The sequence below is a fragment of the Actinomadura sp. NPDC000600 genome (assembly GCF_040492135.1).
Lineage (GTDB): Bacteria > Actinomycetota > Actinomycetes > Streptosporangiales > Streptosporangiaceae > Spirillospora.
In genome coordinates this window covers 1-16,985 of sequence record NZ_JBEUPD010000001.1, presented here as the reverse complement: position 1 = coordinate 16,985, position 16,985 = coordinate 1, and the positions used below count along the sequence as shown (strand labels likewise).

The following is a 16,985-nucleotide window of genomic DNA, read 5'->3' as shown; positions in this document are numbered from 1 at the left end:
CTTCGTGCGCGCCCGCCGGTTCGTCGCCGCCCTGACACTGCTCCCGCTGCTGGCGGGGTGCGGGGGCGGGAACGAGGTCACGATGCCGCCGCTCACCCCCGAGCCCGGCGACTCCCGTCCCGCCCCCGACGCGTCCGCCTCCGCCGCACCGCAGCGACGGACGCTCCCGGCACGGATGGCGCTCTACAAGTACCTGCGCGGGGTCGCGGTGGGGAACGTCAAAGCGTGCGCGTACCTGGCGCCCGCCTACGAGCGGCGCGTGTTCGGCGGGCCCGGCCGCTGCCGTTCGGGGCTCGGCAGGGTCCGCGCGAAGCTGCGCCCGCAGGACCTCGCGGCGCTGCGCGGCGTGACCGTCCCGGCCTGCCAGGTGGGCCCGGGCGGCGCGGACTGCACCGTCCGGTTCGAGGACCTGCGGTGGAAGGGCGCACCCGCCCGCCCCGGCGGCCTGCTCGCCGCGAGCTTCGTCCTGCGCAGGAACGGCGCGCGCTGGCAGGTCGCGGGCTGACCCCGGCTCAGAGCCCGAGGTCCGCCAGCCCCGGCAGGTGGGCGCGGGCGGCCTCCCTGGCCTGCTCGGCGGTCCGGGCGGCGCGGGCCGCCTCCGCCGCCGCGCGGCACTGCTCCAGGGTGTGCCGCGCCAGCGCGGCCCGCACCAGCGGGAGGGACGGCGCGCTCATCGACAGCGACGTCACGCCGAGCCCCACCAGCACGCAGGCGAGCGCGGGATCGCCCGCCGCCTCCCCGCACACCCCGCACGGGACGCCCGCGCCGGCCGCGGGGGCGACCAGGTCGAGGACGGCGGGCTGCCACGGGTCCTGGAGGTGCGCGAGGCCGCCGACCTGCCGGTCCGCCGCGCACGCGTACTGGGTGAGGTCGTTGGTGCCGATGCTGAAGAACTCCACCTCGGGCGCGAGGTCGCGGGCGCGCAGCGCGGCGGCCGGCACCTCGATCATGACGCCGGGATGCGCGACGCCGGCCTCGCGGCAGGCGGCGGCGAAGGCGGCGGCCTCGTCGGCGTCCGTCACCATCGGCGCCATGACCTGCAGCTTGGCGCTGAGACCGGCGGCGGCGCGGGTCAGCGCCGCGAGCTGGGAGGCCAGCACGTCAGGGTGCCGGCGCATCATCCGCAGGCCGCGCTCGCCGAGCGCCGGGTTCGGCTCGTCGCCGGGAGCGGGCAGGAACGCCAGCGGCTTGTCGGCCCCGGCGTCGAGCGTCCGGACGACCACGCGGCCCTCCGGGAACGCCTCCAGCACCTTCCGGTACGCCTCCTCCTGCTCCTCGTCGGACGGCGGCGCCGCCCGGTCCAGGAACAGGAACTCCGTCCGGTACAGGCCGACGCCCTCGGCGCCGTTCGCCAGCGCGGCCTCCACGTCCTTCGGACCGCCGATGTTCGCCAGCAGCGGGACCGCATGCCCGTCGCCGGTGGCGCCGGGACCGGTGGACTCCTGGAGCGCGGTCGCGCGGGCGGCGGCAGCGGCCCGCGCCGTGGCCACCTCGGCCTCGGACGGGTCGGGCCGCACCGTCCCCGCCGCGCCGTCGACCAGGACGCGCGTCCCCTCGGAGAGCGCGGTCGCGCCGGGGAGCGCGACCACCGCGGGGACGCCCATCGTCCGGGCCAGGATCGCGGTGTGGCTGGTCGGGCCGCCCTCCTCCGTCACGAACGCGACGACCTGCGCCGGGTCGAGGACGGCCGTGTCCGCGGGGGCGAGGTCGCGGGCGACGAGCACGAACGGCTCGCCGGACTCGGGGACGCCCGGCACCGGGAGGCCGAGCAGCCGCGCGATCGCGCGGTCGCGGATGTCGTCGAGGTCGGTGACCCGCGCGGCCATGTACTCGCCCGCCCCGGCGAGCATCTCCCGGTAGACGCCGAACGCCTCGAACACGGCGCGCGCCGCCGCCGTCCCCTCGACGATCTTGGCACGGACGCCGTCGGCGAGGCCGGGGTCGCGGGCCATCAGCGCCTGCGCGTTCAGCACGTCGCGCCCGTCGGTGTTGCCGGCCGCGGCGGCGCGTTCCCCGCGCTCCTCCAGGTCGGCGGCGACGGCCTCCAGCGCGGCCAGGGCGGAGTCGCGCTCGGCGTCGGCGTCGCCGCCGTGCCGCGACCCGGCGGGCGGCTCCGGGACGGCCCCGGCGATCGTGCGCACCGGCCCGACCCCGACGCCGGGGCTGACGCCCGCGCCCTGCATCACCTGGCCCACGTCACGCCCCCTCTGGCTCCGGGGTGGACAGCAGCTTCTCCAGGTCGTCGAGCAGCTCGTCGGCCCCCTCGCCCTCGGCGGACAGGACGACCTCCTCGCCGTGCCGCGCGTCGAGCCCGAGCACGGCGAGGATGCTCTTGGCGTTCACCGGGGCGCCGCCGCGCTTGGCCACCGTCACGTCCATCGGGGCCTTGGCCGCCGTCTGGACGAACAGCGCGGCCGGCCGCGCGTGCAGCCCCACCCTGGACTCGATCTTGACGTTGCGCTCGGTCACCGCACACACTCCCAATCAGCTCGTTACCGTCCGGAGCACCCGCAGCGCGGGGCCCGGCACGACGTCCACTTCCATGAAATCGGCCACCACGTGGTCGGCCTTGGCCAGCGCGCCCACCGACTGGGTGGTGATGACGCCGACGCACGTCATCCCGGCCGCCTTGACGGCCGCCACGCCCGCCGGGGCGTCCTCGAACCCGATCGCCTCCTCCGGCGGGACGTCCAGGTCGCGCGCGGCGGCCAGGTACCCCTCCGGATGCGGCTTGCCCGTGACCACGTCCCCCGCCGTCACCACGAGGTCGAGCAGGGAGCGGACGCCCAGTTCGTCCAGCAGCCGCTCGGCGTAGGGCCGCTGCCCCGAGGTCACGACCGCCAGCGGCACGCCCGCGTCCGCCAGCGACCGGACGAGGTCGACCGCGCCGGGGACGGGGGCGACGTCCGGCATCCCCGGCAGCGACTCGTAGGAGATCGCCTGCTCGAAGAGCTCCTCGACGGTCCGGCCGGGGAACAGGTGCGCGAGGTCGGCCAGCACCTCGTGCCCGCGCCGCCCCGCGAACGAGCCGATCAGGGTCTCGTCGTAGGGGACGCGGTGCGCGTCGAACAGCCGCGACCACATCACGCGGTTGCGCGGCTCGGTGTCGATGAGCGTGCCGTCGAGGTCGAAGACGGCCGCGCCGAGACCGATCACCGCCATGTGCTCAGCTCCATGTGAAGAGTTCGGCCCCCTCCGTCACCTCGCCGGACTCGCGCACGTCCGACAGGGCGTCGGCGCCCGCGTCCAGGGCGACGACCGCGCAGATCGGCGAGCGGCCGCCCGCCTCGATCACGGCCGGGTCCCAGCCGACGACCGGCTGCCCGGCCGTGACCTCGTCGCCCTCGGCGGCCAGGAGCGCGAACCCCTGCCCCTTCAGCTTGACGGTGTCGATGCCGAGGTGGACGAGGACGCCGTGGCCCTCGGCGTCCACCACGACGTACGCGTGCGGATGCAGCTTGACGATCTTCCCGGTGACGGGCGCGATGGCGTGGCCGGGGCCGCGCACGGGGTCGACGGCCGTGCCCGGGCCGACCATGGCCTGGGCGAACACCGGGTCCGGGACGCCGGCGAGGCCGACGACCCGGCCGGCGACCGGGGACAGTACTCGGGTCATCAGAGGGGTTCCCTTGGTCGGTCGAGGAGGTCCTGTCAGTCCAGGATGTCCTCGATGTCGCTGGCGATGGTGTCGGCCTCCGGGCCCACGACGACCTGCACGACGGTGCCGCTGCGCATGACGCCGTACGCGCCCGCCTTCTTCAGCGCCGCCTCGTCGACCTTTCCGGCGTCGGAGACCTCGGTGCGCAGCCGGGTCGCGCACGGCTCGATCTCCACGATGTTGTCGGCCCCGCCCAGGGCGGCGACGATGGCCTCGGCCTTGTCCATGTTCTTACTCTCTTCTCGGTCTTCTCGGGGTGGGGGTCGCGGACTTCAGTCCGTCTGGGTCACCTTGTTGAGCCCGCGCGGGACGTCGGGGTCGATCCCGAGCCGGCGGGCCAGGTTCTCGACCATGATCTGGCCGGGGACGATGAGGCCCAGCGGCGCCACCCACTCGGGAAGGCCGGGGCCCGGCAGCGCGGCCGTGCACGCCCGCGCCAGCTCCGCGCCGCCGCCGACGCCGAACGCCTGGGCACCGGCGCCGCGCACCCGCCTGGCCAGCGCGACGGTGCCGGGCAGCGTCGGGCCGGAGTCGGCGGCGACCAGCAGCGCCGGGGTCTGCGCGTCCACGACCGCGATCGGGCCGTGCAGCAGGTCGGCGTACGACAGGCCCATGGCGTGCAGGTAGCACGCCTCCTTGATCTTCAGCGCCAGCTCCAGTGCGGTGCCGAACGCGATGCCGCGCCCGGACACCACCGTACCCGGGACCTTCGCCAGCTCCTCGACGATCTCCGGCAGGGCGGGCGACGCCTCGGTCAGCTCCACCATCCGGGCGACCTCGTCGGGGACGCGGCGCAGGTCGTCCTCGGCGACGTCCGCGCCGAGCCCGAGTCCCAGCACCGACAGCGCGGCGAGCTGCGTCGTGTAGGTCTTGGTGGCCGGGACGGCGATCTCGGCGCCCGCCCGCGTGACCAGCGCGACCTCGGCGGCCTCGGCGAGCGGCGACCCGGCGCCGTTGGTGACCGCGACCGTCCGGGCGCCGCAGTCGCGCGCCCACTCGAGGGTCTCGACGATCTCCTCGGTCTTGCCGGACTGGCTGATCGCCACGGCCAGCACGCCGGACAGGTCCAGCCGGCGCCGGTAGGCGGTCGCGATGGACGGCGCGGCCAGCGTGGCCAGCCGCCCGGCGTGCGACTCCGCCAGGTAGCGCCCGTACACCGCGGCGTTGTCGGACGACCCGCGCGCGATGAACAGCACCTGCCGGGTCTCCCGTGCCAGCGCCGCGATGTCCGGCGTGCGCGGGAGGAGCGCGTCGATCGTCCGGCGCAGCGCGTCCGGCTGCTCGCCGATCTCGGCGCGCATCTGGGTTGTCATGATCCCCCTCCGAAGACTTCCTGCCCGTTGACCCACGTCGCATGCGCCCGGTGGTCCGGCCCCAGCCAGACCAGGTCGGCCGCCGCGCCGGGGGCGATCCGGCCGAGGTCCGGCCGGCCGACGAGGTCGGCCGGGATCCGGGTCGCGGCGTCCACCGCGGCGGCGGCGCCGACCCCGAGCGCGATCGCGTTGCCGACCGCCTCGTCCAGCCGGAGGCCGGATCCGGCGATGGTGCCGTCGGCGCGGAGCGGCGGGCCCTGCTCGGGCATGGTGATGGGCTCGCCGCCGAGGTCGTAGGCGCCGGGGGGCATCCCGGCGGCCGAGGCCGCGTCGGTGACGAGCACGACCCGTCCCGCCGCGGCCCGGAAGACCAGCGTCGCCACCTCGGGCGCGACGTGGTGCAGGTCGAGGATGAGGCCGGGGCTCAGCCGCTCGTCGATGAGGGCCTGCACGGCCACGCCCGGGTCGCGGTGGTGGACGCCGGTCTGCGCGTTGAAGATGTGGGTGACCTTGCGGGCGCCGGCGTCGGCCGCGGCGGCGACCTGCGCGGCGGTCGCGTCGCTGTGCCCGACGCTGACCAGCACGCCGGCCGCGGTCAGAGTGCGGATCGCCTCCAGCGCGCCGTTCCGCTCGGGCGCGAGCGTGACCAGCTTGACGAGGCCCGTCTCCAGCAGGGTCTCGATGTCGCCGGGCAGGGGGTCGGTGAGGTGCGCGGCGTTGTGCGCGCCCTTGCGCTTCTCCGACAGGAACGGGCCTTCGAGGTGGACGCCGAGCACGCGCGTCCCGGCGGGCAGGCCCGGCAGCAGATCGCGGGTGCGGCGGAGCGCCTCGGCCTGCGTCCGCACCGGCGCCGTGATGAAGGTGGGGAGGAACGCGGTCACACCGGTCTCGGGGAGGCGGGACACCACGGTGTGCCAGGCGGCCTCGTCCGCGTCCACCATGTCGTGGCCGAAGTACCCGTTCACCTGGAGGTCGACGAGCCCGGGCGCGAGGAGGCCGTCGGGCAGGTGGACGTCCGGCGCGCCCTGCGGACGCCCTTCGCCCGCCTCCGCGATCACACCGTCCGCCACGCGGACGTATCCCGGGGACACGACGCGGTGCGGACCGCCCGCCGGGGTGAGGATCATGCGGTCGGCCGTGATCAGCAGTGATGCCATGGGGGCGCGCTCTCTGTGACGCGATGATCGCGGATGGTTTCCTGCGGATTCCAACTGGTCTAGTCCGGACTAGACCAGTACGCACCATACTCCACGAATCCGAGCGAGATGAAGATGCGGAACGCAACTTCATCCGACCCCGAGCCGACCCCGAGTCGGCACCGCGAGGCCCGCGCGCCGGCACGTGACGAAGGGCGTCCGGGACGGGCCCGCCCGCCGTGTCGAACCGGAGGCGCCGTCCGACGTCCTGGCCTGACCTGCGGCTTTGCCGATCTTGACGTCGTCGCGGCGTGATCGGGCCGTTACGAATTCGTGCATTGACATGCGTTTCGATGCTGTGGTCTAGTCCGGCCTAGACCAGTACGAACCAAATCGAACACCGTCGAAGCAGCACCGTCACAGCCCCGATCCCGCCAACCCCACCGTCGAGACCCGGCGCATCCCATCGATCCGGCCACCGGCCATCGAGGACACCCCCGTGACCACCATCGACCCGCACAGCCCGGTACCGAAGTACTTCCAGCTCCGCGCGATCCTGCTCGACCTCATCGAGAGCGCGGAACTGCCCGTCGACGCCCCGATCCCCTCGGAGCGCGAGCTGTGCGTCCGGTACCAGCTGTCCCGCATGACCGTCCGGCAGGGCGTCGACCAGCTCGTGTCCGAGGGGCGGCTCTACCGCGTCCCCGGCAAGGGCACCTTCGTCGCCCGGCCCAAGATCGAGATGCCGCTCCGGCTCGTCTCGTTCACCGAGGACATGTTGGCCCGCGGACTGCGGCCCGGCGCCGTCGACCTGGACCGGCGCACGGTCCCCGCCGACGCGCGGCTGGCCAGGATCTTCGACGTCGAGCCGGGCACCGAGATCCACGTCATCGAGCGGCTGCGCACCGCCGACGGCGAGCCGATGGCACTCGAACGCGCGCACATCCTGGCCTCGCTCGCACCCGACCTGCTCGACCGCAGGCTCGCCGACCGCTCGCTGTACGGCGTCCTCGAAGCGGTCTACGGGCTCGTCTTCGACGCGGGCGACCAGACCATCGACGCCAGCCTGGCCGATGCGGCCGACGCCAGGCACCTGCAGATCGCCCGGGGCAGTGCCGTGCTGCTCCTGCAACGGCGCTCCTACACCGGAGGAGTGTGCGCCGAGTTGGGCGTGTCGACCTACAGAGCGGACCGCTACCAGATCCACACGGCCCTCGGAAATCCCCCGCCGCACTCCTAATCCCCTGAGGAGGAACTCGCGATGACCGCGACAACAGTGGACTCCGCGCCGCGCCGAGGGTCGAGCGCCCTCGCGGTGCTGCAGCGGATCGGCCGCAGCCTTATGCTGCCGATCGCCGTGCTGCCCGCCGCCGCGCTGCTGCTCCGGTTCGGCCAGCCCGACATGCTCGGCGAGGACGGCCTCGGCTGGAACCGCGTCGCCGAGGTCGTCGGCGGCGCCGGCCAGGCCCTGTTCAGCTACCTGCCGCTGCTGTTCGCGGTCGGTGTGGCGATCGGGTTCGCCCGCAAGTCCGACGGCTCCACCGCGCTCGCCGCCGTGGTCGGGTACCTGGTGTTCGACCAGGTCTCCAAGATCATGTTCTCGCACAGCGACGAGCTCAAGGGCAACGTGCTGATCACCAAGATGGTGGACGGCGCGCCCAAGGAGGTCATCGACTTCGGGGCCAAGAACCCCACCGACGTCCTCGGCGGCATCCTCATCGGCGTCGTCGCCGCGCTGCTCTACCAGCGCTTCTACCGGGTGAAGCTGCCCACCTACCTGGCGTTCTTCGGCGGGCGCCGGTTCGTCCCGATCATCACGGCGGTGGCCGCCCTCGCGCTCGGCGTCGTGATCGGCTTCATCTGGCCCGTGTTCGGCAGCTGGCTGACCGACTTCGGCAACTGGATCACCGGCGCGGGCGCGGCCGGCGCCGGCATCTACGGCGTCATCAACCGCCTGCTGCTGCCGTTCGGCCTGCACCACATCCCGAACTCGCTCGTCTGGTTCGTGTTCGGCTCCTACAACGGCCCCGACGGCACCGTCCACGGCGAGATCAACCGGTACCTCGCCGGCGACCCGCACGCGGGCGGCTTCCTCGCCGGGTTCTTCCCCGTGCTGATGTTCGGCCTGCCCGGCGCGGCCCTCGCCATCTGGCGCGCCGCTCCCCCGCACCGCCGTCCCGCGGTCGGCGGCATCATGATCTCCGCCGCGCTCACCGCGTTCGTCACCGGCGTCACCGAGCCGATCGAGTTCGCGTTCATGTTCGTCGCGCCCGTCCTGTACGGCGTGCACGTCGTCCTCACCGGCATCTCGATGGCGGTCCTGGAGGCGGCCGGCGCCCAGCTCGGCTTCGGCTTCTCCGCGGGCGGCATCGACCTGCTGCTGAACGCCTCGAAGGACAACACCAAGGGACTGTGGCTCATCCTCGGCATGGGCGTCCTGTACTTCTTCCTGTACTACTTCATCTTCAAGTTCCTGATCACGAAGTTCAACATCGCGACCCCGGGCCGCGAACCCGACGACGAGGAGTCGACCGCCGTCGACGCGGAGGCCGACCCCGAGCTCGGCGGCGGCAAGAAGAAGAAGCGCAAGGGCACCGCGGAACCGCAGGAGTCCCCGGCGACCTGAGCCCCGAGCCGGGGCGGCGCGCACCCGCCGCCCCGGCTCCTCCCGAGTCCCGGGTCCTCGCACCCCGGGACTCGCTCCCGAAGGCGGCGGGACGCACTTCGCGTCCCGCCGCCTTCCGCATTCCCGCAACGAAGTGCGTTACGGGAACGGCCGTATGCGGTCAGGACGTATTTTCCACAGGCTTCGTGACTCCTGTTTCAAAAAGCGATTCAGGAGGTTCCATGGTTCGTCCGCCCAGAACCGCCGCGGTGCGGTTCCTTCGGTACCGTCCGGCGCCCGGCGTTCAGGGGGCGCTGGCGCTGCGCCCGGCGGCGGGGCCCGCGCCGCGCGGGCCCGGACTGCGGCTCGTCCGGCCGGCGGACGGGGTGGACGCGGAGGTCCAGGCCGTCGCCGAGGCCGCCGTGCGGCTCGCCGTGGAGGTCCTGGCGGGGGCACGGCCAGCGCAGCAGCTGGCCCTCGTGGCCGTCCCGGCGGTCTGCCGGGAGCTCGCCGCGCGGTGCGGCCCCGTGCCCCGCGGCGGGCGGGTCGTCCCGCCGAAGGTGCTGTCAACGCGGGCGCAGCGGCCGTCGCCCGCCGTCGCGGAGGCGGTCGCCGTGGTGGTCGTGGCCGGACGCGTCCACGCGCTGGCCCTTCGGCTGGAGCACGCGCGGGGGCGGTGGCGCTGCACGGCGCTGGAGACGACCGCCCCCTGACATGCGGAAGCGGCCTCCCGAAACCTCGGGAGGCCGCTTCGCGCGTCCTGCTCGTGCTCTCCGGCGCCCTACTTGCCCTTGTTGCGCGGGTCGCCGTGGCAGCGCTTGAACTTCTTGCCCGAGCCGCAGGGGCACGGGTCGTTGCGGTTCACGCCCGCGTACTCGTCGGCGGTCTCCTCGCTGTGGTGCTCGACGCCGCCCTCACCGTCGACGGTCGGGGCCGAGTACTCCAGCTTCTTCGGGCGCTTCGGCTCGTCGAGGCCCTTCGCCTTGATGGCGACGGCCTCCTCGGCCTCCTCGGGCTCCGCCTCGCCGGCCTTCTCCATGTCCACCGCGGTGGCGGACTTGGCGACCGACACCGGCTCGGCGCCCACGACCGGGGCCTCCGGCTGCTCCTCGACCTCGACCTCGAGGTTGAACAGGTAGCCGACCGACTCCTCCTTGATGCCGTCGAGCATCGCGTTGAACATGTCGTAGCCCTCGCGCTGGTACTCCACCAGCGGGTCGCGCTGCGCCATGGCCCGCAGGCCGATGCCCTCCTGGAGGTAGTCCATCTCGTAGAGGTGCTCGCGCCACTTGCGGTCGAGCACCGACAGCACGACGCGGCGCTCCAGCTCGCGCATGACCTCCGAGCCGAGCTCCTCCTCGCGCTTGTCGTAGGCCGCGCGGGCGTCCTCGCGGATCTTGTCGGCGAGGGTCTCGGCGTCCAGGGCGGAGATGTCGCCGCCGATGTCCTCGACCAGCTCGTCCACCGTGATCGAGATCGGGTAGAGCTGCTTGAAGGCCTTCCACAGCTTGTCGAGGTCCCACTCCTCGGCGAAGCCCTCGCCGGTGGCGCCCGCGACGTAGCCGGCCACGACCTCGTCGATCATCCGGCGGACCTGCTCGTGCAGGTCCTCGCCCTCCAGCACCTTGCGGCGCTCGGCGTAGATGACCTTGCGCTGGCGGTTCAGCACCTCGTCGTACTTCAAGACGTTCTTGCGCATCTCGAAGTTCTGCTGCTCGACCTGGCTCTGCGCCGACTTGATCGCGTTGGTGACGATCTTGGACTCGATCGGCACGTCGTCCGGGATGTTCAGCCGGGTCATGATCGCCTCGACGCGGGCCGAGTTGAACAGCCGCATCAGGTCGTCCTCCAGCGACAGGTAGAACCGGGACTCGCCCGGGTCGCCCTGGCGGCCGGAGCGGCCGCGCAGCTGGTTGTCGATGCGCCGCGACTCGTGCCGCTCGGTCGCGAGGACGTACAGGCCGCCGACGTCGACGACCTCCTCGTGCTCGCCCTTGACGTCCTCCTTGGCCTTCTCCAGCGCCTCGGGCCAGGCCGCCTCGTACTCCTCGGGCGTCTCCAGCGGCGACAGGCCGCGCTGGTGCAGCTCCAGGTCGGCGCGGAAGTCGGGGTTGCCGCCGAGCATGATGTCGGTACCGCGGCCCGCCATGTTCGTCGCGACGGTGACGCCGCCCTTGCGGCCCGCCTCCGCGACGATCGCCGACTCCTGCTCGTGGTGCTTGGCGTTCAGCACCGCGTGCGGGATGCCGCGCCGCTTGAGCATCTTGCTCAGCCGCTCGGACTTCTCCACCGACGTCGTGCCGACCAGGACCGGCTGGCCCTTCTCGTGCCGCTCGGCGATGTCGTCGACCACGGCCTCGAACTTGGCCTGCTCGGTCTTGTAGACGACGTCGGCGACGTCCTTGCGGACCATCGGCTTGTTCGTCGGGATCGGCACCACGCCGATCTTGTAGGTCTTGTTGAACTCCGCCGCCTCGGTCTCGGCCGTGCCGGTCATGCCGGACAGCTTGTTGTAGAGGCGGAAGTAGTTCTGCAGGGTGATCGTGGCGAGCGTCTGGTTCTCGTCCTTGATCGCCACGCCCTCCTTGGCCTCGATGGCCTGGTGCATGCCCTCGTTGTAGCGGCGGCCGTGGAGGATGCGGCCGGTGAACTCGTCGACGATCAGGACCTCGCCGTTCATGACGACGTAGTCCTTGTCGCGCTTGTACAGCTCCTTGGCCTTAAGCGCGTTGTTGAGGAAGCTCACCAGCGGCGTGTTGACCGAGTCGTAGAGGTTGTCGATGCCGAGCCAGTCCTCGACCTTCTCGACGCCCGACTCGGTGACGCCGACCGTGCGCTTCTTCTCGTTGACCTCGTAGTCGCCCGGCCCGTACTCGTCGACCTGCCCGGCCGTGCTGATCAGCTCGGCGCGCTTCAGCCGCGGGACGATCTTGGCGAACTCCGAGTACCACTTGGAGTTCTGCTCGGCCGGGCCGGAGATGATCAGCGGGGTGCGGGCCTCGTCGATGAGGATCGAGTCGACCTCGTCGACGATCGCGAAGTTGTGGCCGCGCTGGACGCACTCCTCCAGGCTCCACGCCATGTTGTCGCGCAGGTAGTCGAACCCGAACTCGTTGTTCGTCCCGTAGGTGATGTCGGCGCTGTAGGCCGCCCGGCGCTCGTCCGGGGTCATCTGCGGGAGGATGACGCCGACCTCGAGGCCGAGGAACTGGTGGACGCGGCCCATCCACTCGGCGTCGCGCTTGGCCAGGTAGTCGTTCACCGTGACCACGTGGACGCCCTCGCCCGACAGGGCGTTGAGGTAGGCGGGGAGCACGCAGGTCAGGGTCTTGCCCTCACCCGTCTTCATCTCGGCGATGTTGCCGAGGTGCAACGCCGCGCCGCCCATGACCTGGACGTCGTAGTGCCGCTGGCCGAGGACGCGCTTGGCGGCTTCGCGTGCGGTCGCGAACGCCTCGGGCAGCAGCTCGTCCAGGGACTCGCCGTCGGCGAGTCGCTCCCGGTACTTGTCGGTCAGCTCGCGCAACTCGGCGTCGCTCATCTCGAGGAAGTCCTCCTCGATCGAGTTGACCTGATCCGCGAGCTTCTTGAGCTTGCGCAGAGTTTTTCCCTCGCCCGCACGAAGGATCTTGTCGATGACTGGCGGCACTCTCGAAGGCTCCTTGCAGATCGTGGGTCACCGCTCCAGGCGGCGCGCACACCACACGTACGATGCCCATCGTAGGCGAGACCCAGAATGGTCTAGGTCACTCCGGAGCGCAATCCACAGCGCGCCCCGTTTGACAATCGGGGCCTCGGAGAAGATGTCCCACACCTCAGGAGGGAGCCGCTATGTCTGAAGAGTCGCACGGTTCGCACGCCGGCCGGCCCAGTTCGTGGATCGCCGTCGCCGTCATCTTCGCCGGTTTCGTGGTCGGCGGCGTCGGGCTCTGCCTGGGCCCCCTGTGGGTCATGTTCTGGGCCGGAGGCGGCATCGTCGTGCTCGGCCTGCTCGTCAGCTGGGCCGTCCACCTGTTCTCCGACGTCGTCGTAGACGCGCCCCGCGTCATTCCCGAGATCGTCGACTACTCGCTGTTCGGATCCCAGTCCTCCAAGCGTCGCGGCGGCAAGTCCGGCGAGGTCCTCGACACCCCCGTGGCCACCGACACCCAGCAGGCCCCCCACGGCTGACCGGCCCCCGGCCCCTTCGACAGCCGCCCCCGGCCCCCGGCACGCCCTCGCCGCCCGCGAGCGCCCCACCGGCCCCGGGGGCGGCTTTTGAGCTTCCCGGCCTGCCGGGCGCCGCACACTGCCCCTGTGCGGGGCCTGTAGCGGCTTGGACGGGGGTGCGGGATCAGGAGGGGGTGGCGGTCGCCAGGGCGGCGTTGAGGAGGGTGGGAGGCAGCGTGGTGCGCTCTATGCGGACGTCGTCGCAGCCGACCCACGACGCGGCGCGCCACAGGGCGGTGGCGAGCGCCGCCGCCGAAGACTCCGTGCGGGCGGCGGTGCGGGTCGCCCACGGCTCCATGGACACCTGGCGGGCGATCAGCGTGCGGCCCTCCCGGGCGGGGTCGACGCGCCCGAGGAGGCGGCCGCCCGCGAGGAGCGGCATCGCGAAGTAGCCGTGGACGCGCTTGGCCTTCGGGACGTACGCCTCAAGGCGGTGGTCGAAGCCGAACACGCGGGAGGCGCGGGCGCGGTCCCACACGAGGGAGTCGAACGGCGAGAGCAGCGCGGTGGCGTGCCTGCCCTTGGGCGGTGAGGCCAGCGCTTCGGGATCGGCCCAGGCGCGCTGGGGCCACCCCGCGACCTCGACCGGAACGAGCCCGGTCGCCTCCACCACGCGGTCGACCTGGTCCTGCTTGACCCGGTAGTAGTCGGCGAGGTCGGCGCGGGTCGCCACGCCCAGGGCCCGTCCCGCGCGGGCGACGAGGGCGGTCAGGCAGGCGTCGTCGTCCAGGTCCCGCGCCATGAGCTCGGCGGGGACCGCGCGCTCGGCGAGGTCGTACACGCGGCGCCAGCCGACCCGCTCGACGCAGACCACCTCGCCGATGTCCAGCAGCCACTCGATGCCGATCTTGTGGTCGCTCCAGTCCCACCACTCGGCGCTGGCCTTGGCGCCGCCGAGCTCCTTGGTGGTGAGGGGGCCGTCCGCGGCCAGCCGGGCGCGGATCTCGTCGCAGACGCCCTCGGGCACCTTGTGCCAGCGCCACCCCCGGCGCAGGTACGCGCGGCGCCGGAACGCGAACAGCGGCCAGTCGGCCATGGGCAGGATGGACGCGGCGTGGGCCCAGTACTCGAACGCCCCGGACCCGCCCGAACGGCGCCCACCGGTCGGCCGATCGGCGGCCGGCCCGGAGGAGCCGGTCTCCTCGGAGGGGCCAGTGTCTTCCGCACCGGACGGGCGGACCTTGGAAGGCGGACTTCCGGGCTTCGCGGCGCGGCCGTCACCCCAGTAGGCGGCCTCGATCCTGTTCCGCCCTACCGGGCCGAGGCGGGCGTAGGGCACCAGTTCGTGGGAGCGGGCCAGGACCGAGATCGTGTCGAGCTGGACGGCGCCGAGCCGTTCCAGCATCGCCGGAACGCCCCCCTTCGGGCGCGCCCCAAGGAAGCCCTGGGCGCGCAGCTGGAGCCGCCGTGCCTCGTCCGCGCTGAGTTCCACCACGCGGGCGATGCTACGGCACAACACCGACAAAACCGGATTGCCGGTGGCCGAAGGTCAGGTGATCTCCAGGAGCTTCTCGCGGACGGCGTAGACGACCGCCTCCATCCGGGAGTGGAGCTGGAGCTTCTCCAGGATGTTGCGGACGTGGTTCTTCACCGTGTTCTCGGAGATGAACAGCTCGCGGGCGATCTCCCGGTTGCCGAGGCCGCGGGCGACCAGCCGCAGCACCTCCATCTCGCGCTCGGTGAGGCGGGGCGCGGGGACCTGCTGGGTGCGCTCGTCGCTGCGCTTGGCCAGCGCGGCGAACTCGGTGATGAGCTTGGACGCCATCGACGGGCTGATCAGCGACTGGCCGCCGTGCACGGCGCGGACGGCCTGCGGGACCTCGTCAATGGAGATCTCCTTGAGCAGGTAGCCGCTGGCGCCGGCCTTGATCGCCTCGAAGAGGTCCTCCTCCTCGTCGCTGATGGTCAGCATGACGATCTTCGCGCTGGGCGCCGCGTCCTTGATCGCGGTGCACGCCTCGATGCCGCTGCGGCGCGGCATTCGGATGTCCATGAGCACGACGTCCGGCAACAGGTCGCCGGCCATCTCGACCGCCTGCTGCCCGTCGCCGCCCTCACCGATCACCTCGATGTCGTCCTCGCCCTGGAGGACCATCTCCAGGCCGCGGCGGAACAGCGCGTGGTCGTCGACGATGAGCACGCGGATGGGGTCTGCCGCTCCGGTCGGCGATGCCGCCTCCCGGCCGGCGGGGGCGGTGCCGGCGCCGGTCTGGCGGGGTACCGCCGCGGCGTCGCGAGGCTCGGGATTCTCGCTCACCAGAGTCGCGGCGTGGAGGAGACGCCGCTTCCCCCTCTCACTATTCAGCGATATGGAACTGCCGGAGGGTCGTTCTCCTACGGGTGGTCCTCGGGAACTTACGGGGTCCGGGGACGAACCCGGGGGATTTCGGACCGGGGTGTCTCCCGTTCAACCGCCGCGCGCCCCGGGAGGTTCCCGGGACGCGCCGCGTCGTGGCTCGGCTCATGCGCCTTTTCAGATCATGACATGGTTCAGGCGGTCACGTGACGCGAGTACGGCATCACTCTTCGACGAGCCTGATGACCCCGTAGTCCCAGCCTCTCCTCCGGTACACGACCGAGGGGTGCCCAGTGGACTTGTCGCGGTACAGGAAGAAGTCGTGGCCGACGAGCTCCATCTCGAAGAGGGCCTGCTCGATGCCCATCGGCTCGGCCTTGTGGAACTTCTCGCGGACGACGATGGGACCGTCGCCGTCCATGGGGATGGGGACGAGGTTCTCCTCCTGCGTGATCGCCGCGGGCTCGGCCTCCTCCTCGACCTCGGCGGCCGGTGCGGCGGGCTCCGCGGGAGCGGCGGGGAACGCCTCGGGGATCGTCTCCATCGTCGCGAGCTTGGCGCGGCCCTTGCCGCCGTGGCCCTTGCGCCGCTCCGAGTCGCGGCGCAGCCGCGACTCCAGCTTGTCCAGAGCGAGGTCGAGGGCTCCGTACCGGTCGTCCGCGGCGGCCTCGGCCCGGATCACCGGGCCGCGGGAGCGGATCGTGAGCTCCACCCGCTCGCGCTGGTCGGCGAGCCGCGGGTTGCGTTCCTCGGACACCTCCACGTCCACGCGGATGACCTTCTGGTCCAGCCGCTCGATCTTGGCCAGTTTCGTGTCGACGTGCCGACGGAACCTGTCGTTGACCTCGGTGTGCCGGCCCCTGACGGTGATGTTCACGCGGGGACCCCCCTTCTCCCGGTTGCGATTCTTGCCCGCTCCGGGACCCTGGCGGCCCCGGACGGGTACCACAGGACGATGGGTCGCACCCGCCCGGCCGACCTGGTCTTCGTCCCCACATCCGCCTGCTGAGGGGCTCGCGGCGCTCTCGCCACTACTGCCCTTCTCCCGGTTAGGGGGATGTCGGATCCCCCGACGGGGCAGGACTTACCTCTAAGGCGCACCGTGATCGGTCGACGAGAAGTCGCCTTACGTGGGCCGTTTCGCCTGCGCCTGGCATCGGCTAGCCGGATCGTCTGCCGTGCCCCTGACGGGCACTGCGATCCAACGCAACCACGGACCCGGGCGGGTGCCATGTCAGGAACGCTAACCCCTTACGCCACGAATGTCAGGGGGGTGAGGCTAGGAAAAACTCACTGACCGTCATCGCCGACTGCCTCAGCGGGGTCTCCCGCCGCCCCTCCGCGGCCCCCTCACAGGCGCGGAACCCCCGTGTACGCGCCGCTTACGGGCCCAACGCCCGCCCAGGTCAGCCGGGACTGGCCTCGCGGTGAGTTTGCGAAATCTCTACTCCTCCACGTCCGAATGTGACTTGATTAACTCCACTCTTTCCCCTCACACCACACCAGTCCGACATCTTTCACTACATGGAGTCACCAGGGGCGGTGACGGGGCGTCGCCGCGATGGCGGCCGCCGCGGTCACCTCCCCTCCGGCCGCGCGCAGGGCCCGGGCGGCCTCGGCGAGGGAGGCGCCCGTCGTGACCACGTCGTCCACCAGCACGAGGCGGCGCCCGGCGACATCGGCCCGCACCTCGACGGCTCCCTTGAGGTTGGCGGCCCGTTCCTTGGCGGACAGCCCCGCCTGGTCGGCGACACGCCCCCGCTGACGC

16 protein-coding genes and 1 pseudogene are annotated in these 16,985 nt (G+C 72.3%); 5 read left to right on the top strand and 12 right to left on the bottom strand.

Annotation, left to right across the window (positions count from 1 at the left end; translation table 11 throughout):
• Window positions 1-4 precede the first annotated feature (4 nt).
• Window positions 5-505: a hypothetical protein gene (locus ABWI07_RS00085; protein ID WP_353817190.1), complete on the top strand. Its 501-nt coding sequence runs from the start codon at window positions 5-7 to the stop codon at window positions 503-505.
• Between the two features lie 7 nt (window positions 506-512).
• Here the strand turns inward: ABWI07_RS00085 and ptsP are convergent, their stop codons facing one another.
• The 7 genes and pseudogenes from ptsP to nagA form a co-directional block, all read right to left on the bottom strand.
• Window positions 513-2,183 carry a phosphoenolpyruvate--protein phosphotransferase gene (ptsP, locus tag ABWI07_RS00080; RefSeq protein WP_353817500.1) on the bottom strand — a complete coding sequence of 557 codons (1,671 nt, stop codon included), beginning with the start codon at window positions 2,181-2,183 and terminating at the stop codon, window positions 513-515.
• A gap of 13 nt (window positions 2,184-2,196) precedes the next feature.
• Entirely contained in the window at window positions 2,197-2,469 is a 273-nt protein-coding gene (locus tag ABWI07_RS00075) for an HPr family phosphocarrier protein (protein ID WP_149259188.1), read from the bottom strand.
• A 15-nt stretch (window positions 2,470-2,484) separates the two neighbouring features.
• Window positions 2,485-3,162: an HAD family hydrolase gene (locus tag ABWI07_RS00070; protein WP_149259187.1), complete on the bottom strand. Its 678-nt coding sequence runs from the start codon at window positions 3,160-3,162 to the stop codon at window positions 2,485-2,487.
• A gap of 4 nt (window positions 3,163-3,166) precedes the next feature.
• The gene (locus ABWI07_RS00065) at window positions 3,167-3,616 is read right to left on the bottom strand and encodes a PTS sugar transporter subunit IIA (protein WP_149259186.1); all 450 of its coding nucleotides are present in this window, start codon (window positions 3,614-3,616) and stop codon (window positions 3,167-3,169) included.
• Between the two features lie 35 nt (window positions 3,617-3,651).
• Window positions 3,652-3,891, bottom strand: a pseudogene (locus tag ABWI07_RS00060) (PTS sugar transporter subunit IIB); the annotation flags it as partial.
• 39 nt (window positions 3,892-3,930) lie between these two features.
• Entirely contained in the window at window positions 3,931-4,971 is a 1,041-nt protein-coding gene (locus ABWI07_RS00055) for an SIS domain-containing protein (RefSeq protein WP_353817189.1), read from the bottom strand.
• Entirely contained in the window at window positions 4,968-6,128 is a 1,161-nt protein-coding gene (gene nagA, locus ABWI07_RS00050; RefSeq protein WP_353817188.1) for an N-acetylglucosamine-6-phosphate deacetylase, read from the bottom strand. The genes ABWI07_RS00055 and nagA overlap by 4 nt, the downstream gene beginning before the upstream one ends.
• Before the next feature lie 478 nt (window positions 6,129-6,606).
• Here nagA and ABWI07_RS00045 point away from each other — a divergent pair, with 478 nt between their 5' ends.
• The 3 genes from ABWI07_RS00045 (at window position 6,607) to ABWI07_RS00035 (ending at window position 9,425) form a co-directional block, all read left to right on the top strand.
• A complete protein-coding gene (locus ABWI07_RS00045; RefSeq protein WP_353817187.1) occupies window positions 6,607-7,347 on the top strand; it encodes a GntR family transcriptional regulator in 741 nt (246 codons plus the stop codon).
• A 21-nt stretch (window positions 7,348-7,368) separates the two neighbouring features.
• Window positions 7,369-8,733 (top strand): PTS transporter subunit EIIC, encoded by a 1,365-nt coding sequence (locus ABWI07_RS00040; RefSeq protein ID WP_149259181.1) that lies wholly within the window; start codon window positions 7,369-7,371, stop codon window positions 8,731-8,733.
• Between the two features lie 221 nt (window positions 8,734-8,954).
• A complete protein-coding gene (locus tag ABWI07_RS00035) occupies window positions 8,955-9,425 on the top strand; it encodes an Rv3235 family protein (RefSeq protein ID WP_353817186.1) in 471 nt (156 codons plus the stop codon).
• A gap of 68 nt (window positions 9,426-9,493) precedes the next feature.
• Here the strand turns inward: ABWI07_RS00035 and secA are convergent, their stop codons facing one another.
• Window positions 9,494-12,361, bottom strand: a complete 2,868-nt coding sequence (gene secA / locus ABWI07_RS00030) for a preprotein translocase subunit SecA (protein ID WP_149259179.1) — start codon at window positions 12,359-12,361, stop codon at window positions 9,494-9,496.
• Window positions 12,362-12,543: 182 nt separating this feature from the next.
• Between secA and ABWI07_RS00025 the strand changes: the two genes are divergently transcribed.
• Complete coding sequence (locus ABWI07_RS00025; protein ID WP_149259178.1) at window positions 12,544-12,882, top strand: HGxxPAAW family protein; 339 nt, start codon at window positions 12,544-12,546, stop codon at window positions 12,880-12,882.
• 163 nt (window positions 12,883-13,045) lie between these two features.
• On the opposite strand, the gene ABWI07_RS00020 is transcribed toward ABWI07_RS00025, so the two are convergent.
• The 4 genes from ABWI07_RS00020 to ABWI07_RS00005 form a co-directional block, all read right to left on the bottom strand.
• Entirely contained in the window at window positions 13,046-14,356 is a 1,311-nt protein-coding gene (locus ABWI07_RS00020) for a winged helix-turn-helix domain-containing protein (RefSeq protein ID WP_353817185.1), read from the bottom strand.
• Between the two features lie 54 nt (window positions 14,357-14,410).
• The gene (locus tag ABWI07_RS00015) at window positions 14,411-15,178 is read right to left on the bottom strand and encodes a response regulator transcription factor (protein ID WP_149259177.1); all 768 of its coding nucleotides are present in this window, start codon (window positions 15,176-15,178) and stop codon (window positions 14,411-14,413) included.
• A gap of 262 nt (window positions 15,179-15,440) precedes the next feature.
• Complete coding sequence (gene hpf / locus ABWI07_RS00010) at window positions 15,441-16,094, bottom strand: ribosome hibernation-promoting factor, HPF/YfiA family (protein ID WP_149259176.1); 654 nt, start codon at window positions 16,092-16,094, stop codon at window positions 15,441-15,443.
• Between the two features lie 653 nt (window positions 16,095-16,747).
• The coding region (locus tag ABWI07_RS00005) for a ComF family protein (RefSeq protein WP_353817184.1) at window positions 16,748-16,985 on the bottom strand (238 nt) is incomplete at its 5' end.